The following is a 25,617-nucleotide window of genomic DNA, read 5'->3' as shown; positions in this document are numbered from 1 at the left end:
ACGAATCGGGATCCGTCCACGACTACGGCGTGCCCGTCGGCTGGCGCTGCTGCCCGGGCACCCCGGTGACCGCGATCGTCGGCGACGTACAGCCGGGAGTTCCTCCGCGGGATCCTCGCGTCCCACCGCCGCTGAGCCGTCAGAGCGTGGACAGGGACTGGTCCAGGTCGGCGATGATGTCCTCCGGCTCCTCCAGGCCCACCGACAGCCGCAGCAGGGCCGGGTCGACGCCCGACGCGGCGAGTTCCGCGGGGCTCTGGTGGGCGAAGACGAGCGACGCCGGGTGGGTGATGAGCGTTTCGGTGCCGCCGAGGCTCACCGCGTTGCGGGCCAGCTTCGTCGAGCCCAGGACCCGGGCCGCCGCCTCCGCCGACCCCACCGTGAAGCTCAGCATCCCACCGTGCCCGGCCATCTGGCGCCGCGCCAGGTCGTGCTGCGGGTGCGTCGCCAGCCCCGGATAGTGCACCGCGTCGACCGCCGGGTGGCCGGCCAGGAACCGGGCGACCGCGAGGCCGGACGTGTTGTGCCGCGCCATCCGTAGCGGGAACGTGCGCAGGCCCCGGGCCAGCAGCCACGCCTCGAAGGGGTGGCACACCGGGCCGAGGACCCGCGCGGTCTCCCAGGCCCGGGCGACCAGGTCCGCCGATCCGGTGACGACGCCGGCCGTGACGTCGCTGTGGCCGTTGAGGTACTTCGTCGCCGACTGCACCACCAGGTCGACGCCGAAGTCGATGGGGCGGGTGTTGTACGGCGTGGCGAACGTGTTGTCGGCGACGACGATCGCGTGCGGGGCGGCGGCACGCACCGCGGCGAGGTCGGTCAGCGCCATGGTCGGGTTGCTCGGCGTCTCCACGTAGACGACGCCCGTCGACGGGCTGACGGCGTCGGCGATCGACTCCTGCGGCACCAGCAGCACGTCCACGCCGTACGAGGGCAGCACGGTCCGCAGCAGCGTCAGCGCCGCGGTGTAGTGGCTGGTCTGGGCCACCACCTCGGTGCCGGCCCGCACGTTGGACAGCAGCGCCGCGCTGATCGCGGCCATCCCGCTGCCGACGAGGAGGGCGGCCTCGGCACCGTCCAGGTCGGCGAGCATCACCTCGGCCTCCCGGGCGTTCGGCGAGCCGTACCGGGTGTAGTAGCCGGTCGGCGCCACGGCCGCGGCGATCTCGGCGGCGACGGGGGAGCGGGGCAGCTCGTACGTGCTGGTCTGGAAGATCGGCGAGGCGACGGGCGTGCCGCCGGGTTGCGCGGGGACGGACGGGTGCAGCAGCCTGGTCATGCTGGGGCGTTCCATCGGGCCAGTATCCGGGCGGGCCGCGGGTCCGGGCGACGGCCAACGGCGGATCAGTGGCCCGGCCGGGCCAGGCCGCTCTCGTAGGCGAACACGACCGCGCCGGCGCGCGTCGAGCGGACCCGGGTGGTCTGGGTGGTCTGGGTGGTCTGGGTGAACCCGCCGTCCGCCGTCGTCCACCGCGCGATCGGCGCGCGGTTTCCCTCCCGGATTCGCCCGATCGGCGAATGACGCGAAGAATGTTCGTTATGTTGCCAGGATGAGCTGTCGATGGCTGACCGTGCCCCTCGCCGTGGTGTTCGCGGTGGTACTGGCTGCGCCCGCCGCAGCCGCGGACCCGCCGCCCGACGGCCCGCAGTCGGTGGTGGTGCGGTCCGGCGACACGCTGTGGAGCCTCGCGCGCCGCAACGGCACCACGGTCGCCGAGCTGCAACGCCTGAACAACCTCGGTACGTCGACCCTGATCCGGATCGGCCAGACGCTGGTCCTGTCCGAGGCGACGCGGGAGCGGAAGGTGGCCCTGGCGATCGCGTACGCCGAGGCGCAGGTCGGCAAGCCCTACCGGTTCGCGACGGCCGGCCCGGAGACGTTCGACTGCTCGGGCCTGGTGATGCGGGCCTGGGAGGCCGCCGGGGTACGGCTGCCGCGGGTCACGTACGACCAGATCAAGGTCGGCACGCGGGTCACCCGTGAGCAGCTCCGGCCCGGCGACCTCGTGTTCACCAACAACGGCGGCCACGTGGTGCTCTACGTCGGCGACGGCGAGATCATCAACGCCGGGCACACCGGGGTGACGGTGCGCCGCCAGCCGCTGATGCGCGACGAGCAGGTCGTCGCGTACGTCCACCTGACCGAGGTCTGAGGCCACTCCGGCACCCGCGCGGTCGACCCGGGCCGTGGTCGGGCTTCCCGGGGCCGGTCCGGCGCGGCGGCGGTTCCGCACCCGGCGTCAGTCCGTGGGCTCGGCGCCCGCCTGCTCCAGCAGCGTCTCGATGCGCTCCAGCAGGACGCTCGGCTCGAACGGCTTCACCAGGTAGTCGTCGGCGCCGGCGTCGAAGCCCGTGCTCACGTCGAGCCACTGGCCGTGCGAGGTCAGGATCAGCACCGGCATGAGCTCGGTGTCCGCGGTCTCGCGCAGCGCCCGGCACACCTCGATCCCGTTGATCCCCGGCATGCTCACGTCCAGGATCGCGAGGTCCGGGTGCTCCCGGCGGGCCGTCGCCAGCGCGGTGCCGCCGTCGGCGCACGCGATGACCTGGTGCCCGGAGGAGTCGAGCAGGAACGTCAGGAGATCACGGATGGCCAGATCATCCTCGGCCACCAGCACCGTCGACATCGCCCGCCCCCTTGTGGTCCGATCCGAGTATATGAACAAAACCGCTCAAGTATGATTGAACCAGACATAAGGGAGGTGAGTTCGGTGCAGGCACAGTTCCTGCAACTCATCTCGCACGAGCTGCGCACCCCGCTCACCGGAATCCGCGGTTACAGCGACCTGCTCGCCGCCGAGCGGGCCGGGCCGCTCACCGACCGGCAGCGGCACATGCTCACCATGCTCAACTCGTGCGTGCACCGCCTCGACAGCCTCATCGACGACCTGCTGCTGCTCGCCAGCGTCGACGCGGGGATGTACGGCCTTGTGGTGGAGGACCTCGACGTCGCCCGGGCCTGTGAGCGCGCCGTCCGCACGCACACCGCCCACGCGCGCCCCGGGGAGCCGGTGTGGCGCACCGCCCGCGCGGACCGGCCCTGTGTGGTCCAGGCCGACCCGCGCCAGCTCGACCACCTGCTCGCGGCGCTGCTCAACCACGCCGCGGGCGCCTTCGCCGGACAGGCCGAGCTGGTCCTGACGGCCGCACCGGACGACCCGGGCGTGCGGATCACCGTGTCCGGGACGGCCGCACCGGCGACCGCGGAGGATCCGGCAGGGCTGGGCCTCGCGGTGGTACGGGCCGTGGCCGAGCAGCACGGCGGCGCCGTGACCGTCGGCGACACCGCGATCCGCGTCGCCCTCCCGCACCTCGCCCGCCCCGGCGCGCGGCTGCGGGTCGTCGACCGTCCCCGCGTGCGCCGGGTCGCGTGATGCGCAGCGGGTGCGGCTTCCTCACCCTCGCCACCGCGCATCCGATCGCGCCGCACCGCGGCGCCGGCCTGGCCGTCGCCGCCGACCCGTGGGACCTTCCCGGGGGCTACACCGACCGGCTGCTGCTCGTCGCGGCGACCGGCGTCCTGCTGAGCCTGCTGCTGACCGCCCTGGTGTACCTGCTGTCGACCCGCCGCGCGAAGGCCATGGCGCTCGTCGAGGAGGCGACCCGGGAGCTGCGCGCCGCCGAGCGCGCGGCGCGCGACCAGTCGGCGCTGCAGCAGGCGATCCTGTCCAGCCTCGGCGAGGGCGTGACCGTGGTCGGCGGTGACGGCCGGATCCTGCTGCACAACCCGGCGGCCCGGCAACTGCTCGGCACCGCCGACGACGCCGACCATCTCGAGGACTGGCCCGCGCACTACGGCGCCTACCTGCCCGACCGGATCACCCCGTTTCCCGCCGGGGAGCTGCCGATGGTGCGGGCCCTGAACGGCGTCGCCGCCGACGGGGTCGAGATGGTGATCCGCAACGCCGCCCATCCCGACGGGATCCTCGTCAGCGTGAGCGCCCGGCCGCTGGACCGCTCCGGCGGCGGCCCGCGCGGCGCCGTCGCGGTGCTGCACGACATCACCGAGCTGCGCCGCTACGAGTCGGAGCTGGCGCAGTTCGCGGCGGTCGTCGCGCACGACCTGAAGAGCCCGCTCACCGCGGTGCACGGCTTCGCGGCGGTGGCCGCCGAGGCGATCGCCGCCGACCCGCCCCGGCTGGACACCGCCGCGGCCGCCGTCCAGCGGGTCCGCCAGGGCGCCACCCGGATGCGGACCATCATCGACGACCTGCTCGCCTACGCCACCGCGCGGGACGCGCCGCTGAACCCCACCGAGGTCGACCTGCGTGCGGTCGTCGAGGCGGTGGTCGCCGAGCACACGGCCGCCCCACCGCTCGCGAGCCTGTCCGCGGCGGCCTCGGGCGGCCGTCCGCCCGTGCCATCGATCGCCGTCGGGCCGCTGCCCGTGGTCGAGGCGGACCCGGGCCTGCTGCGGCTGGTCGTCGACAACCTGGTGGGCAACGCGGTCAAGTACACGCGGGCCGGCCGGATCCCGCACGTGGAGATCACCGCGACCGGCGACGGCGCCGGGGTGCTGCTCGAGGTCGCCGACCGCGGCATCGGCATCCCCGACGCCGAGAAGTCACGGGTGTTCGAGTCGTTCCACCGGGTGCGGCCGATGGACTACGGCGGCACCGGGCTGGGGCTGTCGATCTGCCGGCGGATCGTCGAGCGTCACGGCGGGTCGATCGCCGTGGAGGACAACCCCGGCGGCGGCACCCGGTTCCGCGTCTTCCTGCCGCAGCCGGTGCTGCCCGGCGGCGGCTGGGAACGACCGCAGCGTCCCGTGCGGGACCCGCATTTGGCAACCATAACGTCTCCGGCGGTGCGTTGATCATGCAGTTGTGGTGCCTAACAAACCGGGCATTCAGGGAGTGTCCCGGCACCACAACTGCATGATCAACGCACCGGAGAGGGGGTTGAGGGGTCAGGGTTGGGGGGTGCCGAGGATCGACGAGATCTCCGAGGCGGCGCCCGGTCTGGCGAACAGGTACCCCTGGCCGTACTCGCAGCCCAGGTCCTGCAACGTCGACCACTGCTCGGGGGTCTCGATGCCCTCCGCCACCGTCTGCAGTTGCAGCGCCCGGCCGAGCTGGACCACGGCCTCGGCGAGGGTCGCGTCGCCGCCGGCCGTGTCGATGCCGTCCACGAACGAGCGGTCGATCTTCAGGATGTCGACGGGGAAGCGCTTGAGGTACGACAGCGACGAGTATCCGGTGCCGAAATCGTCGATGGCGAGCCGGACGCCGAGCGCCTTGAGCCGGCCGAGGGTGTCGATGGTCGACTCGGTGTCCTGCATCAGCAGCGACTCGGTGATCTCCAGGACGATCTGGTGCGGGTCCACGCCGGTCTCCCGCAGGATGCCGGCGACCTCCACGACGAGGTCCTGGTACTGGAACTGCCGCGCCGACAGGTTGACGTTGACCCGGATGCCGGACGCCGACTCGAACTGGGTGCACCAGGTGGCGAGCTGCGTGCACGCCTGGCGCAGCACCCACCGCCCGAGCGGCACGATGAGGCCGGTCGACTCGGCCAGCGGGATGAACGTGCCCGGCCCGAGCATCCCGCGCACCGGGTGCTCCCAGCGCACCAGCGCCTCGACGCCGATGAGCCGGCTGGTCGGCAGGTCGACGATCGGCTGGTAGTGCACGACGAACTCCTCGAGGGCCAGGGCCCGCTCCAGTTCCGCGCGCTCCTCCGCCTCCCGCAGGATGTCGGCGTACATGCCGGGGTCGAACAGCGCGCACCGGTCGCGCCCGTCGCCCTTCGCGGCGTACATCGCCAGGTCGGCGTTGCGCAGCAGCTCGCCCGGGTCCGGCCCGCCGTCGCCGTCGCCGGCCTTCGCGGTGGCCACGCCGATGCTCGCCGAGGTGACGACGTCGCGGTTGCCCAGCCGCAGCGGCCGGCGGATCGCGGCGAGCAGCCGCTCCGCGAGGTCCATCGCCTCGATCTCGCCGACGTCCTCGACGAGGACCGCGAACTCGTCACCGCCGAGCCGCGCGAGCGTGTCCGACGCGCGGAGCTGCTGGTGCAGCCGCAGCGCGGTGGTCGCGATGAGCTGGTCGCCGGCGTTGTGCCCGAGGCTGTCGTTGACGAGCTTGAAGTCGTCGAGGTCGACCAGCAGGAGGGTCACCCGCCTGCCGCCGCGCCGGTTGCGGGCGATGGCGTGCTCGAGCCGGTCGCGGAACAGCGCCCGGTTCGGCATGCCGGTGAGCGAGTCGGCGAACGCCTGCCGGGTCAGCTCCTCCTCGAGCTCCTTGCGTGCGGTGATGTCGCGGATGCTCAGCACGGCCGCGCGCAGCGCCGGGTCGTGCTGGAGGTTGGTGCCGGTGACCTCGGCGTGGATCCACCTGCCGTCGCCGCGGCGGATGCGGGACTCGGCCCGCTCGGTCACGCCGGGCGCGGCGGCACAGACCGCCGCCCACCACTCCATGACGGTCGGCAGGTAGTCCGGGTGGGTGATGTCGGCCAGCACGTCGCTGGTGACGTGGTGCGGGTCGTACCCGAGGACGGTGCGCACCGACGGGCTCACGTACGTGACCCCGCCGTCGGGGACGACCGCGATGACGGCGTCGGAGGAGTTCTCCAGCAGGGCCTCGACCTTGTGCTCGGCCAGGCGCCGGGCCGCGTCCAGCCGCCGGCGGTCGCTCGCGGTGCGGGCGCCGAACCAGGTGGCCCCGATCATGAGCGCGGCCGTGAGCGCCGCGAGGGTGGTGTCGACCGGATGGTCGCGGCTGGTGGCCAGCCAGAGGTATCCGGCGAGCGAGACCGCGCCGATGCCGGCGACGGCCCGGCCGGAGGCCACGGCGGCGGTCGAGGCGAGCACGAGCGTGACCCCGACCGGGTAGATCGCCAGGGCGGCCGTGTCGTAGGCGGCGAACCCCAGCAGCAGTGCGATGTTGGCCAGCCAACAGGCGATGAACAGCCAGTTGGTCCACGGCCGGTCGACGATCCGGCGCCAGGGCAGCGCGGCGAGCGTGCCCTGGACGGCCGCGGCGGCGACCAGGAGCCCGACGAGCCACGGGCCGCGGTGCCAGTCGTACCAGACCCGCAGCGCGCCGATGAGGATCACACCGATGCCGATCCCGGTGGCCAGCCTGACCTGGCGGGCGCGGTAGTCCCCCTCGTGCCGTTCCAGCGCCATCTCCGACATGGCCCGATGATCGGTGCGGTCCCGCCGTTCCTGAGCCGAACCGCGCCGCGCCGGGGTTGCCGCTGTGGTGCAACCGGGGTCCCCCGGGGGCGGCCGCGGTTCCGGCCGGGTCGTCAGAGCGGGATCTCCGACGGGGGCGGGCCGAGCAGTTCGATGGCGTGGCGGGCGGCGATCTCCGCGAGCGCCGCCGGATCGACGGGGCCCGGGTCGGGCAGGCGGCGTTCCGGGGCCGGGGTGCCCGCCTCGGCGGCGAAGTGCTCGAAGCCCGCCGGGGTGGTGAGCTGGAGCGTGCGCAGCGGCTCGCCGGCACCGACCAGGAACGTGTGCGGCACGCCCGACGGCAGGAGCACGAAGTCGCCCGGGCCGGCCTCGAAGGTGTCGTCGCCGCACCGGTAGCGCGCCGAGCCGGACAGCACGTAGAACATCTCGTCCTCGTCGACGTGCCGGTGCACCGGCGGCGCGAAGCCCGGCGGGTTGACGAACTCCACCACGGTCAGCCGGCCACCGGTCTGCGCGGCGGCCGCCTTGACGGTCACCAGGCTGCCGAGGAACCACAGGGCCTCGCCGTCGCCGTCCCGGCGGACGTACGCCGTTGTCGTCGTCTCCATGACCGCTCCCAGATTCAACATACTGCTGTCTACTGAATATGTCGCTAGTATGGCGGACCGATGGGTGAAGTCAAGGGAAAGCGCCAGTACCGTTCCGCGGTCCGTGCGGAGAGCGCGCGGCGCACCCGGCGTGCCGTCGTCGCGGCCGCCGCCGAGCTGTTCGTCGTGAAGGGCTACGCCGCGACGTCCCTCGCCGACGTCGCCGTCGCCGCGGGCGTGGCCCGGCCGACGGTGTTCGCGGCGTTCGGCTCGAAGCCCGCGCTGCTGCGCCAGGTGCTCGACCAGGCGCTCGCCGGCGACGACGAGCCGGTCCCGGTGGCAGAGCGGCCCTGGTTCGCCCCCGTCTGGCAGGCTGCGACGGCGGGAGCGCTCCTCGTCGCGTACGCCGACGTGTGCCTCGTCATCGCCCGGCGGGCCGCGCGGTTGTTCGAGACCACGCGCCGTGCGGCCGACGACGCCGAGGACATCGCCGAGCTGTGGCGGACGCTCTGCGCCAACCGCAGGGTGGGCGCCGCGATGGTCGTGCGGCGGGCCGCCGAGCTGACCCCGCTGCCCGACGAGCCGCGGGCGGTCGACCTCGTGTGGCTGCTCAACGACCCGGCGCATTACGCCGCGCTCGTGCTCGACAGCGGGTGGCCCGAGGAACGCTACCGGGACTGGCTCGCCGCGGCCCTGCGGGAGGCGGTGCTCCAGGCGCCCGGCTGACGGCGGCCCGCCGCGCTCAGGCCCAGCCCGCCGCGCTCAGGCGAAGCCGGCGCCGAAACAGGCGAAGCCCGCCGCCGCCACCCGGGCCGCCGGGCCGGCGCCCGCCAGGTCCCGCCGTGCCCGCGCGAGCGCCGCCGCGGACCCGGCGCCCGAGCGCAGATGGCGGTACAACCGCAGCATGAGCGGGCGGGTCGCCGCGTCCGGGACCGGCACCACCGACGCGACCAGGCTCGTGGCACCCAGCCCGAGCAGGGCCGCGGTCAGGCCGAGCAGCTCGTCCCCGGGGTGTACGGCGGACAGCCCCGACTCGCAGGCCGACAGCACCACCCGCCGGGGCGGCCGGGCGAGGCGCTCCAGGTCGTAGACGGTCAACGGGCCGTCGACCAGCCGCAGCGCCGAGAAGAGCGGGTTGTCCGACCGGAACTGCCCGTGCGCCGCGATGTGCGCGAGGTCCGCGCCGTCGAGGGCGCCGAGCACCGCCTCCGCGGTGGCCCGCCGGCCGGTGAGCTGCCGCGCCCCCGGGGACCGCCGTGCGAGGGCGGCGACCTCGGCGGTGGCGTGCGGCAGCCCCGGTCCGGCGACGAACACCGCGGCCCCGGCCCGGGCCGGCGGGGCCGTCACGGCGGCGCGGTGCCACAGCGCGGCCGACGGCGCCACGCACACGGGCCGTTCGGCGAGGGACGGCAGCGCCGCCCAGGGCAGCGCGTGCAGCGCGCCCGTCGGGACGACCAGCAGCGGGCCGTCGAGGCGCAGCGGCCGCAGCAGCAGCGCGTCGAGCCGCCCGGCCTTGGCCGCGACCAGGTCGCCGGCGGCCGCGACGGACCGGGTGCCGTACGCCATCCGGCGCAGCCCGTGCCGCAGGGCGGCGACGTGGTCCTCGGCCTCGGCGACCGTGCCCAGCCGGTGCAGCCGGACCCGGCCGGCGGCCACCACGACGGCGTGCAGCGCGCCGTCGACCGCCAGGTACTCCACCAGCGCCGCCGGCCCGAGCGCCCGGCCCAGCTCGGCCGGCGGCACCGGGCCGGGGCCGCCGGTCCGGCGCGTGCCACCGGTCCGGCGGGCGCCACGCCGTACCGACTCCTCCAGCACCGCCTGCCGGCGGCGCAGGTCCGCCGGGTCCGCGCCCGCGGCGACCGCCTCGGCCTGGGCCGCCACGACCTGCCGCAGCTCGGCCAGGTCCCGCGCCATGGCGGGATCACCCGCCGGGCGGGCCGGGTGCGGCACGACGGCCCGGGCGCGGAACCGCTCCGCCCAGGTGAGCACGGCCCGCGCGTCGCCGCGCTCCATCGCCAGGCGGACCCCGAGCCGGGCGAGCTCACCGCCGTGGCCGGCCGCGTGCACCCGCAGCTCGGTGGCGCCGAGGCTGGCCCGGAACGCGTCGAGCACCCGCAGCCCCGCCCGCAGCGCCCGCTCGGCGCCGGCCCGGTCGCCCTCGGCCATCCGCAGCAGCGCCTCCGCGTGGTGGGCGCGGGCCCGCAGCTCCGCCGTGCCGTCCCGGCGCACCGCCGCGAGCTCCCGCCGCGCCACCGCCGGCCGGCCCAGCTCGACGGCGGTACGGGCGACGACGAGCCGGGCGTCCAGCGCCTCGACGACCCAGCCGGCCGCGGCGAGCGCGGCGGCACAGCGGCGCCCGGCCCGCAGGACCGACCCGTCGGGTGTCCCGCCGGCCGGTAACCGCTGGTCGGCGGAGGGTCCGGCCTACCCGGCGGCGTTCGCGCTGCGGCCGGAGTTCGCCGGCTGGGTCGTCCCCGTCGGCGCGATCGACGAATCGATCGTCCCGGGCCCGGCCGCACCGCTGCCGCCACGGGCGTCGTTCGGCAACACCGGGCCCGGCATCGACCTCTACGCGCCCGGTGTCGGCGTCGTCGGACCGCGGCCGGTGCCGGCCGCCGCCGGGCAGCGCCATGGGTGGGCCACCTGGAGCGGTACCTCGTTCGCCGCCGCCACCGTGACCGGTGTGCTCGCCCGGATGCTGCTGGCCGACCCCGGCCTCCCGGCGGCCCGCGCGCTCGACGGGCTCCGGCGTCGGGCGACGCCGATCCCCGGCGCCGGGGGCCCGGGCATCGTCTGGGCCAGGGACAGCACCTGGCCGGGGGCCTGGGTCAGCCGCTGACGACGGTGCCGTCCTGGTCGACGTCATGATCATGGGAAGGATCTGGCGGTCGGGGCAACCACATCCTTCCCATGATCTGTGAAGTCGACCGGCCCGGAGCGCGTGACCGCGGGTGAGCCGCCGGTGCCCGCCCACGCCCCGCGCCGGCGCGTCATAGGCTGGTGGCGTGGGGTTGTGGGGCAAACGGGACGACACCGTGGTGCACGAGGAACGTCCGTTCAACGCGGAGCCCGTCCCGCACGCCCTCGACCGGCACGACGTCACGCCCGTCGACACCTTCTTCAGCCGCAACCACGCGGACGTCCAGCGGCTCGACCCGGACACCTTCCGGCTCGACGTGGACGGGCTCGTCGAGCGGCCGCTGCGGCTGTCGCTCGACGAGCTGCGGGAGCGGTTCGCCGCGCGTACCGTCGTCGCGACCCTCCAGTGCGCGGGCAACCGCCGGGCCGAGCTGGCCGCCGCACGCGACGTCCCGGGACAGGTGCCGTGGGGGCCGTGCGCGATCTCCACCGCCGAGTGGACCGGCGCCCCGCTCGCCGACGTGCTCGCCGCTGCCGGGCCGCGACCGCAGGCGCGGCACGTCGCGTTCCTCGGCGCCGAGGCGTTCGGCGGGTCGATCCCCGTCGCCAAGGCCACCGCCCGGGAGGTCCTGCTCGCCTGGGGCATGAACGGCGCGCCGCTCCCGCCGGTCCACGGCGGTCCGCTGCGGGTCGTCGTCCCGGGCTACATCGGCGCCCGCAGCGTCAAGTGGCTCCGGCGGGTCACCGCGCGGGAGCGGCCGTCGGACAACCGGTTCCAGGCCGGGGACTACCGGCTGCTGCCCGCCGACGCGGACCCGGCCGAGGCCGCGCGGGGACACGGCCTCTCCCTCGGCGTCGCGGCACTCAACGCCGCCGTCCTGTGCCCGCAGGAGGGCCGCGTGCTGCCCGCCGGGCCGGTGCGGGTCAGCGGTTACGCCGCCGCCGGTGACGGCCGGGAGGTCGCCCGCGTGGACGTGTCGGTCGACGGCGGCCGGCACTGGCGGCAGGCGGACCTCGGCGAGCCCGCCGGGCCCTGGGCCTGGCGGCGGTGGCGGCTGACCGTACGCCTTCCTCCCGGGCCGGCGGAGATCACCGCCCGCGCCTGGGACGACGGCGCCGCCGTGCAACCCGAGCGCGTCGAGCACGTCTGGAACCCGTCGGGCTACATGAACACGGCATGGAGCACGGTCCGGGTCACCTGCGTCGACAACGGCGACGGCCGTTCGGGTGGTGGATGACCGGCGTCGCCGAGCGCGGCGGCGACGCCGGATGCTTGCGTGTTGCGGCCGGCGCACCGCACGATGCTGCCATGCAGCGCGACGAGTTCAAGCTGACCGGGGGCGGCGGCGCGACCATCGTCTACGACGTGTGGACCCCCGGCGGCGAGCCGGCCGGCGCCGTCGTCCTCTCGCACGGCATGGGGGAGCACGCCCGCCGGTACGACCACGTCGTGGCCCGCCTCGGCGGGCTCGGCCTGGTCGTCTACGCCCCCGACCACCGCGGCCACGGCCGCTCGTCGGGCCAGCGGCTGCTCGCCCGGCGGATCGCCGAGTACACCGCCGACCTCGACGTGCTCTTCGGTGAGGTGGCCCGCCGCCACCCGGGCCGGGCGCCGTTCCTCATCGGTCACAGCATGGGCGCGATGATCGCGCTGGCCTACGCGCTCGACCACCAGGACCGGCTGCGCGGACTGGTCCTGTCCGGCACCCCGGTCCTGCCCGGCAAGGGCATCCCGAAGCCGGCGATCGCGGTGGCGAAGATGCTGGGCCGGATCGCGCCGGGCGCGCCGGTGCAGTCGCTGCCCTCGCGGTACATCTCGAAGGACCCCGACGTCGTGGCCCGCTACGACGCCGACCCGCTCGTGCACCACGGCAAGATCCCGGCCGGGCTCGGCGGCGCGATGCTCACCCAGATGGCGCTCTTCCAGCGCCGCCTGCCCGAGCTGACGCTGCCGACCCTCGTGCTGCACGGCGCCGAGGACCGCCTCGTCGACGCCGAGAGCAGCCGGCTGATCGCCGCCCGGGCCGGCTCCGCCGACCTGACCCTGCACGTGTACGAGGGCCTGCACCACGAGGTCTACAACGAGCCGGAGCGGGAGCGGGTCCTCGACGACCTCGTCGGCTGGCTCAACGCCCACTAGCGCCGCCCACCTTGTCGATCTTGCAGTTGTGGTGCCGGGACACTCCCTGAATGCCCGGCTTGTCAGGCACCACAACTGCAAGATCGACGCGCGACCGGCGCTGGCTCGGGAACATCGTGATACGCGTGCGCGTTGCAAGCTCCCATGAGCGACGTGAACGACTTGATCGCCGAGTACCGGAGGGGTGTCCTCTACTTCGACGCCGGTGACCCGATCGAGGCGGCGAAGATCCTCGCCACCGTCCTCGACGAGGAGCCGGGCAACGCCGAGGTGCGGCTGTGGCTGGCCCGCGCCTGCTTCGCGTCCGCGCAGCTCCACCGGGCCGAGACCCACCTGCGCGCCCTGGTCGACCGGGACCCGACCGATCACTACGCGCACCATCTGCTCGGCCGCACCCTGGAGCGGCAGAACCGCGGCCGGGAGGCGCTGCCGTTCCTGCGCCTGGCCGCGGCGATGGCGGACGTGCCCGACTACGCCGACGCGGTGACGCGGGTGGCCGGCAAGGTCTGAGCCCCTGCCGCCGCCGCGACAGGGGGCAGCGCGGGCGTCTGTGATCGCCTACGGTGACCGTCGTGAGGCACTATCCGTGGCGCGCCCTGTGGACCGGGATCTGGCGCACGGCGGCCGCGTTCGTCCTCACCGCGGTGCTCGTCGCGGTCACCGGGCTGCTCGCCGGCCGGCCGGGCTTCATCTGGCTGCTCGCCGGCTCGGTGCTGTCCCTGGCCGCGGCCGTCCCGGGCTACCTGGTCCACCGGGCCGGCGCACCCGAGCACACCGCCTCGTCCAGGGTCGTGATGTTCCTGGTGCTGACGTTCACGGCCTGGCTCGCGGCGTTGGTGGTACTGCCGGTCTACATGGCCGTCGAGGGACGGCCCGTCGACGCCGTGGTCACCGAGATCAGCAACGGCGAGTCGCCCGTCTTCCACGTCAGCGACCCGGCGACCGGCAAGGAGCTCGGCGGGGTGCGGTTCCTCGACGGCGAGCCGAAGGTCGGCGAGCGGCTGCCGGTCCGGGTCGACCCGCGCGGCTGGTTCACCGTCACGGTCGCCGAGCCGGTCGGCCGGTTCACGACGTTCGCGCTCGTCGTGGCCGGGTTCTGCGCGCTGCTGGCGTTCCTGATCGGCGTCGGCGGTCACCTGCCCGACGACTGAGCGGGCTGTCGGAGGTTCGGCGACCGGCGCGACGGCCACGGGCGGCACGCCCCCGCCGCCTACGGGGCGGGTCGCAGCGTCACGGGGAGCGCTGCCGCGCCGCGGTCGGCGCTGAGCGGCGAGATGCCGACCAGCGCCCCGGCGGGTGGCGTTCACCAAGCGCACGTTAAGTGGCCGGTAAGCGCGGTGCCGTCCTCTGGACAGTGGCACGAACGACCGGAGGAGACCGCCATGACCGCCACGGACACCCGTCCGAACCTGCTCGGCATCACCATCAACCACCGCTCCATGCGCGGCGACGCCCGCCGGTTCGCCGCACTGGTGCGGAGCATCGCCGACGGTACGACCGCCAGCTCGCCCGCCCGCGCCCGGGCCATCGAGCGGTACCTCACCAGCCTCTGCGCCGGGATCCACCACCACCATCAGGCCGAGGACGAGGTGCTGTGGCCGGTGCTCGAGGCCGCCGCCGGCGCCGAGGTCGACCTGACCGAGCTCACCGACGACCACGCCCAGCTCGACCCGCTGCTCGACCGGCTGCGCGCCGAGGCCCGGGCCCTGTCGGCCGCGCCGCGGGACCGGGCCGCCGCCGCGCGCCTCGCCACGACCCTCGCGGCCCTGCGGGACCTGCTCGACGAGCACATCGACGACGAGGAGCGCACGGTCTTCCCGGTCATCACACGGTACGTGTCGCACGCCGAGTGGCAGCGCGTCGAGGCCGCGGTCCGCAAGGGCTCCGCGATGAGCTTCGAGCTGCCGAGGATCGAGCGGTACGCGACCGGGGACGAACTTGCGGAGCTGTACCGCATGGCCGGGCCGGTGCTGCGGTTCATGCTGGCGCTGGTCCGCCCCGGCTTCCTGCGCCGCGAGAAGGTGATCTTCGGGTAGCCCGGGTCACAGGTGCTCGGCGGCCTGCGCGGCCCAGTGCGCGGCCCCCATCCGCCCGGCGAGGTCCCGGGCGTCGGTGAAGTGCCGGCGGGCCGCCGGCGGATCGCCGAGGAACGCCGCGAGGAGGCCGAGCACCAGGTCGACCGGCGGACCGGCGATCGTGCCGCTGGCGAGCCCGGCGAACTGCCCCGTCCACGGCAGCAGCGCCGCGTAGCAGGCCGCCGCCTCCGGCCGGTCGCCCAGCGCGACCGCGGACTCCGCCCGCAGCGCCGTCCAGGCCAGCCAGTAGTAGTCCTCGCGGATCCCGGTGGACCGCCGCGCCCACCGGACCCGTGCCTCGTCGAGCCGGCCGCCGTCGACGAGGGCGCGCACCACCAGCTCGTTGGCCTCGTCGGGCGCGACCGCGGTGAGCGGTTCGAGCATCGGCAGGCAGGTGTGCGCGAGCCGCTGCGCCGTCCGCACGTAGAACACCCCGACCAGGCCGACGTGGGTCGCGTTCTGCAGCCCGGCGCGCTCGATGCGCTCGGCGAGTCCGGTGTAGCGCCGCTCGGCCTCGGCGAAGTCCCCGGCGAACAGCGCCCGGATCGCGTCGAAGATCAGCATCACCGACAGCGTCGCGTCGAGCTGCCCGGACGTCGACAGTTGCAGGGCCCGGTCGATGTGGTCCTGGGCGGCGGCGAAGTCGTTGCGCTCCAGCGCCACCTGGAACAGCACGTGGTGCGCCTGGGTCTGGAAGCCCGGCAGCCCGGCCCGCTCGGCGACCTCCAGCAGCTCCGCGCCGACCGCGGGCAGCTCGTGCCGGCGGCCGGGGTTGAGCACGGCGAAGTACCGGGCGTTGAGCGCCTGGCAGAGCAGCCGCGGGTCGCCGCTGTCCCGGCCGATGCGCAGCGCCTCCGCGCTGGCGTCGGCGCAGCGGGCGAGGTCGTCGCCCTCCAGCTCGTACACCAGCGCCACCAGCAGCCGGCAGCGCAGCAGCGGATCCGGCGCCGGATCGGCGGCCAGGGCATCCTCCAGCAGCTCGACGAGCGGCCAGTCGACGTACCGCGCCTGGCGGATCGACCACGACACCGGGGCGTCGAACGTGGACAACGCCCGCCGCAGCGGCGCGATGCCGGGCAGGGTCCGGGCCACCGTGACGGCCTCGCCCCGCGCGGTCCGGGCGCCCGCCACGTCGCCGGCGTTGGCCCGGGCGGACACCAGCCCGCACAGCAGGTCGAGGCGCTGCCGCGGATCCGGCTCGGGGAGCAGGGCGAGCGCGTCGAGGGCGCCCTGCCACAGCGCCGCCGCCTCACGGTGCGCGAAGAGCGCCGCGGCCTGCCGGGCGGCCGCGGCCGCGTGACCGGCGGTCCGGACGGCCGACGCCGGCGTGACGGCGGCGAGCGCGTGGTGGCCGAGCGCCGCCGCGTCGCCGGGCCGGCTGGTCTCCAGCGTGGCGAGCACCCGCTCGTGCAGCCGGCGCCGGCGCAGCAGCGGCATGTCGTCGTAGAGCACGTCGCGCAGCAGCGCGTGCGTGAACCGGACCAGCCCGGGAGCCGGCTCCTCCAGCAGCCCGGCGAGGACCCCGGCCTCCAGCCCGTCGAGCACGGCGTCCTCGTCGGTGCCGCTCGCCGCGACGAGCACGTCGATGTCGACGTCGCGGCCGACGACGGCGGCGTGCCGCAGGACGGTCTGGGCCGGAGCGGGCAGGCGGGCCAGGCGCCGCCGCAGGACGTGGCCGATGCCGGCCGGGATCGCGCCGACGGCGCTGCTCGGCCCCTCCGCCGAGATGAGCCGGGCGGTCTCGATGAGGAACAGCGGGTTTCCTCCGGTGCGCCGGTGCACCACGACCGCCGTCTGCGGGTCGAGCGCGGTGCCGAGGTGCGCGTGCAGCAGCGCGGCGGCGGCGTCCGCGCCGAGCCCGCCCAGGTCGAGGTCGGTCGAGCGGGGCCCGGCCAGGGCCGCCCGCGCGCCGTCGAGCTGCGGCTGCGCCTCGCCGGGCCGGTGGGTCGCGACCACGAGCAGCGGCCGCTCGGCGAGCGCGGCGGCGAGGTGGCGCAGCACCTGCAACGTCTCGCCGTCGGCCCGGTGGATGTCGTCGAGGACCACGAGCAGCGGCCCGGCGCCGCCGAGCCGGTCGCCGACCGCCTGCGCGAGCTGGAACTGGCTCCCCGCGGGCGCCTCGCCGGCCAGCAGCGGCGCCAGGGCCTCGCCACCGGGCTGGTCCGGCAGGTCCGCCAGCTCCCGCAGGATTTCGCTCCACGCCCAGGCCGGCGGCGCACCGTCGACCTCCGGGCAGCGGCCCCACGCGACCCGCCAGCCCCGGCCCCGCAGCTCGGCGGCGAACATCCGCAGCAGGGTCGTCTTCCCGGCGCCGGGCTCGCCGCCGACCCACACGACCCGCAGCCCGGTCCGCTCGGCCGCCGCCGCCACCTGCCGGAGGCGGGCCAGCTCGGCGTCACGGCCCACGCCGGCGGGCGCCGTGGCCGGGGCGGGCACCGGGACCGCCGGCGCCGGTGCGGTCCCGGTGTTGCCGGCGACCGTGTCCAGGTGCGGCGCCTGCGCCAGCACGTCGGCCTCGAGGGCGCGCAGCGCCGGGCCGGGGTCGACGCCGAGCTCGTCGGCGAGCCGCCGCCGGGCCTGGCGCAGCGCGGCGAGGGCATCGGCCTGGCGACCGGCCCGGTACAGGGCCGTGGCGAGCAGGCGCACCGCCTGCTCGCGGAGCGGGTGGGCCTGCACGTGGCGCTCCAGCTCCGGCACGGCGAGAGCGGCGGCGAGCTGACCGCCCAGCCGCAGCGCCACCTGTCCCGCCGTCTCCACGCACACGAGGCGCAGCTCCTCGAGGCGGGCCACCTCCGGCGCGGCCCACGGCTCGTCGGCGAACTCGGCGAACGCCGGCCCCGCCCAGACCGCCAGGGCCTCGCGCAGCAGCGGCTCGGCGGCGCGCGGGTCGTCGGCGGCCAGCTCGCCGCCGCGGCGCAGCAGGTCCGCGAACCGCCACGCGTCGACGGCCGCGACGGGCAGGCGCAGCGCGTACCCGGGCGCGGCCGACACCACCACCGTCGCCGGGGTCCGCGGCGCGCGGCCGGGCTCGAGGACCCGCCGGAGGTTCGACACGTAGACCTGCAACGCCGCCAGGGCCTTCGGCGGCGGCTCGCCCTGCCACAGGTCGTCGACGAACCGGTCGGCGGGCACGACGTGACCGCCCGCGGCGACGAGGCGGGCCAGGACGGCACGCTGCCGGGGACCGCCGAGATCGAGGCGGGCACCGTCCAGCGTGGCCCACAACGGGCCCAGAGCACCGACTGCGAGCATCAGTGGAACAGCGAGCTGACCGACTCGCCGTTGTGGATGCGCCGCATCGCCTCGGCCATCGCCGGAGCGATCGATAGTACCCGCAGTTTCGGCGCCCACTTCTCCTTCGGGATCGGCACGCTGTTGGTGCAGACGATCTCCAGCACGTCCGGCCGCGCGGCGAGACGGTCGAGGGCGCCGTCGGTGAACAGGCCGTGCGTGCACGCCACCCGGATGCTCGCCACACCCCGCTCGCGGAGCCGGTCGATGAGCTCGACGACCGTGCTGCCCCGCGCGATCTCGTCGTCGAGGACGATGACGTCCTTGCCCTCGACGTCGCCGATGATGGTGCTGATCACGACGCGGTCGTCGCTGAAGCGCTGCTTGGCGCCGGCGGCCACCGGTACACCCAGCATCCGCGCGAACGCCGAGGCGGGTTTCGCGTTGCCGAGGTCGGGCGAGACGACCACGCTGTTGGCGAGATCGTCGCCGCGGAAGTGCCCGGCCAGCTCCCGCAGCGCGTGCAGGTGGTCGACCGGGACGCTGAAGAACCCGTGGACCTGCGGCGAGTGCAGCGTGAGCGTCAGCACCCGCGACGCGCCGGCCGCGCTGAGCAGGTCGGCGACGAGCCGGCCGCCGATCGAGATGCGCGGCTCGTCCTTCTTGTCCGACCGTGCGTACGCGTAGTGCGACATCACCACCGTCGTGCGCGCCGCCGAGGCGCCCCTGGCCGCGTCGAGCATCAGCAGCAGCTCGACGAGATGCTCCTGCACGGGTGGTACGAGCGGCTGGATCAGAAACACGTCACGTTCCCGGCAGTTGGCCTGCAACTGCACCTCGAGGCAGTCGTTGGCGAACCGGTCGATCCGCACCGGCAGGAGGGGCACCGAAAGCTGGGCGCAGATCTCCTCGGCCAGTTCGGGGTGGGCGCTGCCACTGAACACGGCGATGTCCCGCACGGGCACGACTCCTCGCAGAGGGTGGACAATCACCCCGTTGATACCACACCGAGGCGCCGGCGCGAGTCGCGGCGCACGTCGTCGGCGGGGCAGCGCCCCCGCAGGACGTACCGGTCGACGAAGGCGGCCACCGCGTCGCGGATCGGCAGCGGCGCGTCCCGGCGGCGCAGCACCTCCTCGGCGGCGGTGAAGCAGGCGAGCGCGGCGGTGGCCAGCGCCGGGTCGGCGAGCCCGTCGCGGGCCGCGGTGGTCCAGTCGCGGTGCCGGCGCAGCGGCGCGCGCAGGTGTTCGGTGGCGTCGGCGGCGGCCTGGGCACCCTCGGGGTCGTCGAGCAGGGCGGTGACCACGGCGGCGGGCACGACCCAGCCGTCGCCCGGCTGCTGGTCGATCATGCGCAGCTCCAGGTAGCCGCGGGGCCGTACCGGCGGCACGAGCGTGCCGAGGTGGCGCTCCAGGTCGTCCAGGGTCACCGGCCGGGGCCCGTGGCCACGCAGCCAGTCGCGCATGGTCAGCCCGGACGGCACGTGCCACGGCGCCGGTCCGGTGCCGGCGATCATCGCGACCCGGGCCGCGAGCGCGTACCGCGCCCACGCCCGGCGCGGGTCGTCGGTGCGCCGGGGCGCCCGGGTGCGGCTCGCGTCGGTGCCGAAGCGCAGCGCCTGCCGGTACGACACCCACCGCCGTCCCGACCGGGTCACCTGGGGCGAATTGGCGAACGCCGCCATCATCACCGGCCCGATGGCGTCCGCCAGCCACCAGCGGCGGCGGAAGTCCGTCCAGTCGTCCTCCTCGGTCCCGGCGTCCAGGCACACCTGGATCGAGGCGGAGTTGCACATCACGGCGAGGCCCTTGGGCCCCGAACGGTCGTGGTACTCGGCCAGCGCCGCGTATCGCGGGTGGTCCGTCACCAGCCGCGGCCGCCGCGCGGTGTCGAACCCCGTGCCGTCCAGGACGAGGCCCTGCGCGGCCAGTTCGTGCCGCACCAGCGCGAGGTCCGCGGCGAGCGCCGCGACACAGTCCGCCAGGCCGGCGCCGACCGCCGAGGACAGCTCCACCTGCCCGCCCGGCTCGACGCTGACCCCGCTGCCGCCCGGCAGCGGATCACCCAGGTGGGCGAGCAGGCCGAGGATCCGCGCCCCGGCCGGGCGGTGCAGCGGGCGGCGCGGATCGCGGACGCAGTACTCCAGCTCCACACCGACCCGGCCGACCGGGCCGACCCGGAACCCGGCGGCGGCGACGTAGGCGGCGGCCGTGGCCTCGGTGAGGGGCGCGTCGGCGAAGGTCATGTCGTTCACGGCGGCCTCCCGGTTGGAGGGTGCGCGCCACCCAGGAAGCTGGTGCGGCGAGGAACGGTGATCGTGCGGCGGAGCGATGCGGTACTGCGGGACGCGGCCCGACCGGCGGGCGGGTGCCGGTGCGAGGTGCATTCCATTAGGGGGTCAACGGGGCATTCTGTCCAGCGGTTCAGGCCAACGCGCGATGAACACTGGATGGGAACCCGCTGAGTGCCGCTGCCGCGTCGCTCGCTCACCGGGGACTGGCGAAGTCCTGGGTCCAGAACGGCACGCCGCGGGCGTTGTAGACGACGGCGACGCCCACGTTGCGGAAGCGGCAGTTCAGGATGTTGGCCCGGTGGCCGGGGCTGTTCATCCAGTCGCGCATGACCTCGCCGGCGCTGCGCTGGCCCCAGGCGATGTTCTCGCCGTACGCCGACCAGCGGTACCCGGCGGCGCGGACCCGGTGGCCGGGCTGGCCGTGCGCGAAGTACCCCCGGCCGGCCATGTCCAGCGAGTGCAGCCACGCGGCGTGGTTGAGCCGCGCGTTCGGGGTGACCGGCCCGCAGCCGGCCCGCGCGCGGACGCTGTTGGTGATGGCGACGACCCCGCGCGCCATGCCCTGGTCGGCGGCGATCGCCGGGCCTGCCTGCACCGCGGCGCCCACGGCGACCGCGCCCGCGGCGACGGTCAGGGCGACACCTCTCCGGATTCTCATCGCACCTCCATGCAGTCGGGGAGATGAGCCGAAAATAGGGCGACTGGTGATCATTCGGCCGGAATCTGCGGAAAGTCGGGATCCTGCACCGGAGATGCGATACGGGCACGCGGGCCGGACCCGGTTCGCCGGGGCCCGATTCACCCGTTCGGGTCATCCCAACGTGGTGATCACGGTCCGGTCCTACAGCGTCACCGGCACCGGCGCGGCCGACGACAGGGGCAGCAGCTCGTCGACCGGGGTGCGGGCGCCGAAGCGGTGGGCGCGGGCGAACGTCTCCGGCGGCAGCGCGGCCCGCAGCTCGGCCTCCGTGTGCTGCCGCGACGGGAGCTCGCAGGCCGGGGTGGGTGCGCCGATCTCCTGGCGGATCACGTCGGCGGCACCGAGCAGCGCGGCGGCGTGGGCGGGATCGCCACTCCTGCGCCGGGCCTCGGCGAGGGCTTCGAGGACGCTCGCCGAGCGCCAGCGGTCGCCGACCCGACGGTGGATCGTCAGGCTGGAGCGCAGCCGCTCGGTCGCCGACGGCAGCCGGTCCTCGGCGAGATCGACCCTTCCGAGCAGGTCCTGCGCCCACCCTATGCCCTCCGGGAACGACAGCTCGGTGAAGCGGTCCAGCGCGTCGACCAGGTGGCGGCGGGCGGTGACCTGGTCACCGCGGAAGTGGGCCACCGCGCCGAGGTGGGTCGACGACGACGCGGCGGACTCGTCGTCCGCGAGGTCCTGAAACGCGGTGCGGCTCGCGGTGAGCAGGGCGGCGGCGCCGTCGAGGTCGCCGGAGAGCCAGGCCGTCGCACCGGCGAGCTGGGCGGCGCGGCCCTCGCCCCAGGCGTTCCCGGCCGCGCGGTAGAGCGCCCGGGCCTCGTCGAGGTGCTCGCGCGACCGGTCGTACGCGGCGCGTTCCCGTTCGACGCAGCCCAGCAGGGTCAGCAGCCGGACCCGGTCGTCGGCCGCGAGGGCCAGCGCCCGGTGGGCGAGGTCCGCGGCCGCGGGGTAGTCGCAGGCGAGCATGGCCAGGGTCGCGGCGGCCGAGGCGGCGGCGGCGCGGACCGGGGCGGGCGCGTCCGGGCGCCGGTCAAGGGCGGCGGCCAGCCAGTCGCGGCCCAGGCCGTACACACCGGTGAAGTGCTGGAAGGGCGCCATCGCCGTGGCCAGCCGGAGGTCCTCCTCGACGTGCCCGCCGGGGCGCCGGGACAGCCAGGCCATGGCGGCGCGGAGGTTGTCCTGTTCGAGGGTGAGCACGCGCAGCCACCGGCGCTGGCCGGGGCCGCGGAGGTCGGCGGCGGCCCGCTCGGCCAGGGCGAGGAAGTGCGCGGCGTGCGCGTCGCGGGCCGCGTGGGCCTCGTCGGGTGCCTCGGCGAGGCGGGCCGTGGCGTAGGCGGCGACCGTCTGCAGCATCCGGCCGCGGCCCCCGTCGGCCAGGACCAGTGACCGGTCGGCCAGCGCGGCCACGAGGTCGGGCCGGTGCCCGGGCAGGACCGCGGCCGCCTCGGCGCTCCACCCGCCCTGGAAGACCGCGAGCTGCCGCAGCAGGGCCTGCTTGCCGGGGGAGAGCAACTGGTAGCTCCAGTCGAGGGCGGCCCGCAGCGTGCGGTGGTGCTCGGGGCCGCCCGCCTTGGCGTCGGCGAGCACGCGGAAACGGTCGGCGAGGAGCCGGCGCACCTCGGGCACGGACAGCAGCGCGGCGCGGGCGGCGGCCAGCTCGACGGCGAGCGGCAGGCCGTCGAGCGCGTCGCAGATCGCGGCGGCGGCGGCCCGGTGGGTCTCGGGCAGCGGCCGGCCGGTGCGCTCGTACATGCGGGTCTCGAACAGCCGCAGCGCCGTCCCCGGGTCGAGCGGTTCCACCGCGAGGACGGTCTCGGCGGCGACCGTGAGCGGCTGGCGGCTCGTCGCCAGCAGCCGTAGCGCCGGCTTCGCGGCCAGCAGCCGCTCGGCGAGGCCGGCGACGGCGCCGGCGACGTGCTCGCAGTTGTCGAGCACGAGCAGCGCCGGCCCGTCGCCGAGTGTCTCGAGGAGGGTGTCGGTGACGTCGAGGTCGGGCCGGCGGGCGGCGCCGAGCACGTCGAGGACGAAGCCGGCGGCACCGGCTGCCGGGTCCATCGTGGACAGGTCGACGAACAGGACCGGGTCGGCCTCGGCCGCGGCGACGGCGATCGCCAGGCGGGTCTTGCCGCAGCCGGCCGTCCCGACCAGTGAGACGAGGCGGGTGCCGGAAGGCGTGAGCAGGCGCGCGGCCCTGCGGACCTCGGCGTCGCGGCCGACCAGCGACGTCAGCGGGCGCGGCAGCGTCGCCGGGTGGCTCGCGGCTGCGGGATCCATCCGGCGAATGTACCGGTGACCATCGACCGCCGGCATCGCCGGAACGGCGGCCTCACCTGCCGAAAGGACGGTCCGGACGGCGGGACGGCAGCACCCGGACCGCGACGGCCGTACGGACGGAACGCGGCACCCGGACGGTCGGTTCGCCGCCGTCGGCGCCACCGGCCGCGAAGCTGTGCGTAACCTGCGAGTTGGCCGGGTGTCGCGGCGCCCGTGCCGATTGGGGGAATTCCGGTATGAAGATCGGCACCGGTGGTTCGGGGCACATCGGCGGTCCGGGCCGGATCGGGCCGCCGGTCGCCGGGGACGACGCGGGCGACCTCGACGACAGCCGGCGGCAGCGACCGGACACCCCGGTGTACGGTACGAACCGCGACGCCGACGGTGTCCGGGCCGGCCTGGCGGCAGCGACGCGCTGAGGAAGACGACATTGGCGTTCCTGGTGGAGATGCCCGACGGCGGTTACCTCGAGGTCGAGGAGCGCGAGGAAGTCGAGCCCGAAGAGGTCATCGGCGTCCTCGGCGCATCGCCGCTGGAAGGGACCGGCCTGATCACGTTCGGCGCGGTCGTCCGGGCCGGCCTCGACGAGGCCGAGCAGGACGACTTCGCCGACTGGATCTACGACCGGGTGATCATGTTCGCCGAGTTGGGCGGCGAGATCGACGGCTGGGAGCGCCGCCCGGACGGCACCTGGCAGGTCTACGCCCGCCGCTGATCCGCGCCTTCCGCGCGCCTCGACGGCCGCGGGTCGAGGACGGGCCGGTCGCCGGGCGGGCGCCGTGGCTCGGCGCGCGCTGCCGGGGCCGCCGCCGGCCGGCCGACCGGGTGATCGGCCACCGGATAGGCTGGACTCGATGAACATCGACGTGCAGGCCGCCGGGAGAAGGTTGCGGGTCGGTTCCGCCACCGATGCCGGCCGGCGATACCCGGCCAACTTCGACGTGCTGCACGCCGCCGCTCTGCGGCAGCGGCCGGGGCTGTGCGCGGTGGTCGCCGACGGGATGGGCGCCGGCGAGGGCAGCCGCACGGCCGGACGCACCGCCGTCGACGTCTTCACCACCGCCGTCCAGGACCATCGCGGCCCGTTCGGCCCGTCGCCCCTGTTCGCCGCGGTCGCCGCCGCGCAGCGGCGGGTCCGCGCCGCCGGGCGGGAGCTGCGGGAGCTCACGGGCTGCACGCTGACCGCGCTGGTCGCCGACGCGACGGGCGCGTGGGTCACGCAGATCGGTGATTCGAGGGTGTACCGGCTGCGCGGCGGCCTGCTGGAGCTGCTCACGATCGACCACACCGAGGCCTGGCTGGGCGCGGTGCACGGCTGGTTCCCGGCCGACTCGCCGCAGGCGGCCGCCGCGCGGTACCAGTTGCACCGGTTCATCGGCCACCCCGGGCTGCCCGAGCCCGACGTGCTGAGCGTGACGATGTTCCCCGGCGACGTGTACTGCCTGTGCACCGACGGCGTCGCCGAGCAGGTGCCGTACCGGCGGGTGGAGGAGACGCTGGGCGGCGGCGCGCCGCCGGACGCCGTCGCGGCGGCGCTCGTGGCCGCCGCGCTGGAGGCCGGCGGCCGGGACAACGCCACCGCGGTCGTGGTTGCCGTCCGCTGAGGCGGGCAGAGGCAGCGCATGTCCCCGCGGAAAGTGGGCGCGGTGTACCTGCTGGTGCTGGCCGTCGTCGCGGCGGTGCTCACGCTGACGGGTGAGCGGGAGGAGCGGCACGGCCGCCGGTGTACGGCACCCGGCGCGGTGCTCCTGCCGGACCGCGAGGTGCCGGCGACCGACCTCAGCGCGCGCAAGCTGCGCTGCGCGGACCTCGAAGGCGCCACCCTCGACGGCGTGGTCAGCGAGGCCGACCTGCGGGAGTCGAACCTCCACCGCGTGCGGTTCGAGGGTGCCGGCCTGTCGAACGTGGACCTCAGCGGGGCGGACCTGAGCGAGGCCGAGGGCCGCCGGGCGGTGCTCGACGGCGTGCGGCTCGCCGGTGCCGACCTGCGCGCCGCGCAGCTCAGCGGGGCGGCGTTCACCGATGTGGGCCTCAACGGGGCCCGGCTGCACGAGGCCGACCTGCGGGACGCCACGTTCCGCCGGTCCGACCTGCGCGAGGCCGACCTGCGGGGCGCCGACCTGCGCGGGGTGGAGCTGACCGACTCGGACCTGCGCGGCGCCCGTCTCGACGGGGCCCGCCTGGACGGCGTGACGTACGTCGACGTCCTGTGCCCCAGCGGCAAGAAGTCCGTCGCCGGTGCCTGCTGATCCGCCTTGTTGCGCGTTGATCTTGCAGTTGTGGTGCCGAGACACTCCCTGAATGCCCGGTTTGTTAGGCACCA

24 protein-coding genes are annotated in these 25,617 nt (G+C 75.5%); 14 read left to right on the top strand and 10 right to left on the bottom strand.

The window, feature by feature from the left end:
• Positions 1-139: 139 nt before the first annotated feature.
• Positions 140-1,294: a trans-sulfuration enzyme family protein gene (locus Drose_RS20675; RefSeq protein WP_260722934.1), complete on the bottom strand. Its 1,155-nt coding sequence runs from the start codon at positions 1,292-1,294 to the stop codon at positions 140-142.
• 256 nt (positions 1,295-1,550) lie between these two features.
• Here Drose_RS20675 and Drose_RS20670 point away from each other — a divergent pair, with 256 nt between their 5' ends.
• A complete protein-coding gene (locus Drose_RS20670; protein WP_260722933.1) occupies positions 1,551-2,153 on the top strand; it encodes a C40 family peptidase in 603 nt (200 codons plus the stop codon).
• 87 nt (positions 2,154-2,240) lie between these two features.
• Here the strand turns inward: Drose_RS20670 and Drose_RS20665 are convergent, their stop codons facing one another.
• Positions 2,241-2,627, bottom strand: a complete 387-nt coding sequence (locus tag Drose_RS20665) for a response regulator transcription factor (RefSeq protein ID WP_260722932.1) — start codon at positions 2,625-2,627, stop codon at positions 2,241-2,243.
• 84 nt (positions 2,628-2,711) lie between these two features.
• Between Drose_RS20665 and Drose_RS20660 the strand changes: the two genes are divergently transcribed.
• Both Drose_RS20660 and Drose_RS20655 read left to right on the top strand, forming a co-directional pair.
• Positions 2,712-3,374, top strand: a complete 663-nt coding sequence (locus Drose_RS20660; protein ID WP_260722931.1) for a sensor histidine kinase — start codon at positions 2,712-2,714, stop codon at positions 3,372-3,374.
• On the top strand, positions 3,374-4,816 hold the full coding sequence (locus tag Drose_RS20655; protein ID WP_260722930.1) for a sensor histidine kinase: 1,443 nt from the start codon (positions 3,374-3,376) through the stop codon (positions 4,814-4,816). Before Drose_RS20660 ends, Drose_RS20655 begins: the two co-directional genes overlap by 1 nt.
• Positions 4,817-4,909: 93 nt before the next feature.
• Here Drose_RS20655 and Drose_RS20650 read toward each other — a convergent pair whose 3' ends face one another.
• Entirely contained in the window at positions 4,910-7,135 is a 2,226-nt protein-coding gene (locus tag Drose_RS20650; protein ID WP_260722929.1) for a putative bifunctional diguanylate cyclase/phosphodiesterase, read from the bottom strand.
• Between the two features lie 113 nt (positions 7,136-7,248).
• Entirely contained in the window at positions 7,249-7,743 is a 495-nt protein-coding gene (locus tag Drose_RS20645) for a quercetin 2,3-dioxygenase (RefSeq protein ID WP_260722928.1), read from the bottom strand.
• A gap of 60 nt (positions 7,744-7,803) precedes the next feature.
• Between Drose_RS20645 and Drose_RS20640 the strand changes: the two genes are divergently transcribed.
• A complete protein-coding gene (locus Drose_RS20640) occupies positions 7,804-8,448 on the top strand; it encodes a TetR family transcriptional regulator (protein ID WP_260722927.1) in 645 nt (214 codons plus the stop codon).
• A 36-nt stretch (positions 8,449-8,484) separates the two neighbouring features.
• On the opposite strand, the gene Drose_RS20635 is transcribed toward Drose_RS20640, so the two are convergent.
• Positions 8,485-9,951, bottom strand: coding sequence for a CHAT domain-containing protein (locus Drose_RS20635; RefSeq protein ID WP_260722926.1), 1,467 nt, complete (start codon positions 9,949-9,951; stop codon positions 8,485-8,487).
• Here Drose_RS20635 and Drose_RS20630 point away from each other — a divergent pair.
• The 6 genes from Drose_RS20630 to Drose_RS20605 all read left to right on the top strand — a co-directional run bounded on the left by Drose_RS20630 (position 9,935) and on the right by Drose_RS20605 (position 14,757).
• Positions 9,935-10,561: a S8 family serine peptidase gene (locus Drose_RS20630; protein WP_260722925.1), complete on the top strand. Its 627-nt coding sequence runs from the start codon at positions 9,935-9,937 to the stop codon at positions 10,559-10,561. The two genes, Drose_RS20635 and Drose_RS20630, sit on opposite strands and share 17 nt — an antisense overlap.
• Before the next feature lie 166 nt (positions 10,562-10,727).
• Positions 10,728-11,819 (top strand): sulfite oxidase, encoded by a 1,092-nt coding sequence (locus Drose_RS20625; RefSeq protein WP_260722924.1) that lies wholly within the window; start codon positions 10,728-10,730, stop codon positions 11,817-11,819.
• A 71-nt stretch (positions 11,820-11,890) separates the two neighbouring features.
• Positions 11,891-12,721 carry an alpha/beta hydrolase gene (locus Drose_RS20620; RefSeq protein ID WP_260722923.1) on the top strand — a complete coding sequence of 277 codons (831 nt, stop codon included), beginning with the start codon at positions 11,891-11,893 and terminating at the stop codon, positions 12,719-12,721.
• Positions 12,722-12,874: 153 nt separating this feature from the next.
• The gene (locus Drose_RS20615; protein ID WP_260722922.1) at positions 12,875-13,231 is read left to right on the top strand and encodes a tetratricopeptide repeat protein; all 357 of its coding nucleotides are present in this window, start codon (positions 12,875-12,877) and stop codon (positions 13,229-13,231) included.
• A 62-nt stretch (positions 13,232-13,293) separates the two neighbouring features.
• A complete protein-coding gene (locus Drose_RS20610) occupies positions 13,294-13,872 on the top strand; it encodes a hypothetical protein (protein ID WP_260722921.1) in 579 nt (192 codons plus the stop codon).
• 231 nt (positions 13,873-14,103) lie between these two features.
• Positions 14,104-14,757, top strand: coding sequence for a hemerythrin domain-containing protein (locus Drose_RS20605; RefSeq protein WP_260722920.1), 654 nt, complete (start codon positions 14,104-14,106; stop codon positions 14,755-14,757).
• A 6-nt stretch (positions 14,758-14,763) separates the two neighbouring features.
• Here Drose_RS20605 and Drose_RS20600 read toward each other — a convergent pair whose 3' ends face one another.
• From Drose_RS20600 to Drose_RS20580, 5 genes are all read right to left on the bottom strand, one after another.
• The gene (locus tag Drose_RS20600; protein ID WP_260722919.1) at positions 14,764-18,048 is read right to left on the bottom strand and encodes a BTAD domain-containing putative transcriptional regulator; all 3,285 of its coding nucleotides are present in this window, start codon (positions 18,046-18,048) and stop codon (positions 14,764-14,766) included.
• Complete coding sequence (locus Drose_RS20595; protein ID WP_260722918.1) at positions 18,048-18,986, bottom strand: ribose-phosphate diphosphokinase; 939 nt, start codon at positions 18,984-18,986, stop codon at positions 18,048-18,050. Before Drose_RS20595 ends, Drose_RS20600 begins: the two co-directional genes overlap by 1 nt.
• Before the next feature lie 29 nt (positions 18,987-19,015).
• Complete coding sequence (locus tag Drose_RS20590; protein WP_260729769.1) at positions 19,016-20,272, bottom strand: glutamate-cysteine ligase family protein; 1,257 nt, start codon at positions 20,270-20,272, stop codon at positions 19,016-19,018.
• Between the two features lie 241 nt (positions 20,273-20,513).
• Positions 20,514-20,978 carry a CAP domain-containing protein gene (locus tag Drose_RS20585; RefSeq protein WP_260722917.1) on the bottom strand — a complete coding sequence of 155 codons (465 nt, stop codon included), beginning with the start codon at positions 20,976-20,978 and terminating at the stop codon, positions 20,514-20,516.
• Positions 20,979-21,161: 183 nt separating this feature from the next.
• Positions 21,162-23,294 (bottom strand): ATP-binding protein, encoded by a 2,133-nt coding sequence (locus Drose_RS20580; protein ID WP_260722916.1) that lies wholly within the window; start codon positions 23,292-23,294, stop codon positions 21,162-21,164.
• A 236-nt stretch (positions 23,295-23,530) separates the two neighbouring features.
• Between Drose_RS20580 and Drose_RS20575 the strand changes: the two genes are divergently transcribed.
• From Drose_RS20575 to Drose_RS20560, 4 genes are all read left to right on the top strand, one after another.
• Entirely contained in the window at positions 23,531-23,713 is a 183-nt protein-coding gene (locus Drose_RS20575) for a hypothetical protein (RefSeq protein ID WP_260722915.1), read from the top strand.
• 11 nt (positions 23,714-23,724) lie between these two features.
• The gene (locus Drose_RS20570; RefSeq protein WP_260722914.1) at positions 23,725-24,009 is read left to right on the top strand and encodes a hypothetical protein; all 285 of its coding nucleotides are present in this window, start codon (positions 23,725-23,727) and stop codon (positions 24,007-24,009) included.
• A gap of 139 nt (positions 24,010-24,148) precedes the next feature.
• Positions 24,149-24,898, top strand: coding sequence for a PP2C family protein-serine/threonine phosphatase (locus Drose_RS20565; protein WP_260722913.1), 750 nt, complete (start codon positions 24,149-24,151; stop codon positions 24,896-24,898).
• Positions 24,899-24,916: 18 nt separating this feature from the next.
• On the top strand, positions 24,917-25,543 hold the full coding sequence (locus Drose_RS20560; protein WP_260722912.1) for a pentapeptide repeat-containing protein: 627 nt from the start codon (positions 24,917-24,919) through the stop codon (positions 25,541-25,543).
• Positions 25,544-25,617: the final 74 nt, after the last annotated feature.

It is taken from the genome of Dactylosporangium roseum (genome assembly GCF_025264685.1).
GTDB classification, from domain to species: Bacteria; Actinomycetota; Actinomycetes; order Mycobacteriales; family Micromonosporaceae; genus Dactylosporangium; species Dactylosporangium roseum.
The sequence above is the reverse complement of the archived record's forward strand: the minus strand, read 5'-3'. Positions and strand labels throughout refer to the sequence as shown.

Bases quoted from the DNA above. Each gene is read 5' to 3' on its own strand.
- Drose_RS20675 (WP_260722934.1), bottom strand. From the start codon at position 1,294: ATGGAACGCCCCAGCATGACCAGGCTGCTGCACCCGTCCGTCCCCGCG.
- Drose_RS20670 (WP_260722933.1), top strand. From the start codon at position 1,551: ATGAGCTGTCGATGGCTGACCGTGCCCCTCGCCGTGGTGTTCGCGGTG.
- Drose_RS20665 (WP_260722932.1), bottom strand. From the start codon at position 2,627: ATGTCGACGGTGCTGGTGGCCGAGGATGATCTGGCCATCCGTGATCTC.
- Drose_RS20655 (WP_260722930.1), top strand. From the start codon at position 3,374: ATGCGCAGCGGGTGCGGCTTCCTCACCCTCGCCACCGCGCATCCGATC.
- Drose_RS20650 (WP_260722929.1), bottom strand. From the start codon at position 7,135: ATGTCGGAGATGGCGCTGGAACGGCACGAGGGGGACTACCGCGCCCGC.
- Drose_RS20645 (WP_260722928.1), bottom strand. From the start codon at position 7,743: ATGGAGACGACGACAACGGCGTACGTCCGCCGGGACGGCGACGGCGAG.
- Drose_RS20640 (WP_260722927.1), top strand. From the start codon at position 7,804: ATGGGTGAAGTCAAGGGAAAGCGCCAGTACCGTTCCGCGGTCCGTGCG.
- Drose_RS20620 (WP_260722923.1), top strand. From the start codon at position 11,891: ATGCAGCGCGACGAGTTCAAGCTGACCGGGGGCGGCGGCGCGACCATC.
- Drose_RS20605 (WP_260722920.1), top strand. From the start codon at position 14,104: ATGACCGCCACGGACACCCGTCCGAACCTGCTCGGCATCACCATCAAC.
- Drose_RS20600 (WP_260722919.1), bottom strand. From the start codon at position 18,048: ATGCTCGCAGTCGGTGCTCTGGGCCCGTTGTGGGCCACGCTGGACGGT.
- Drose_RS20590 (WP_260729769.1), bottom strand. From the start codon at position 20,272: ATGACCTTCGCCGACGCGCCCCTCACCGAGGCCACGGCCGCCGCCTAC.
- Drose_RS20585 (WP_260722917.1), bottom strand. From the start codon at position 20,978: ATGAGAATCCGGAGAGGTGTCGCCCTGACCGTCGCCGCGGGCGCGGTC.
- Drose_RS20580 (WP_260722916.1), bottom strand. From the start codon at position 23,294: ATGGATCCCGCAGCCGCGAGCCACCCGGCGACGCTGCCGCGCCCGCTG.
- Drose_RS20575 (WP_260722915.1), top strand. From the start codon at position 23,531: ATGAAGATCGGCACCGGTGGTTCGGGGCACATCGGCGGTCCGGGCCGG.
- Drose_RS20565 (WP_260722913.1), top strand. From the start codon at position 24,149: ATGAACATCGACGTGCAGGCCGCCGGGAGAAGGTTGCGGGTCGGTTCC.
- Drose_RS20560 (WP_260722912.1), top strand. From the start codon at position 24,917: ATGTCCCCGCGGAAAGTGGGCGCGGTGTACCTGCTGGTGCTGGCCGTC.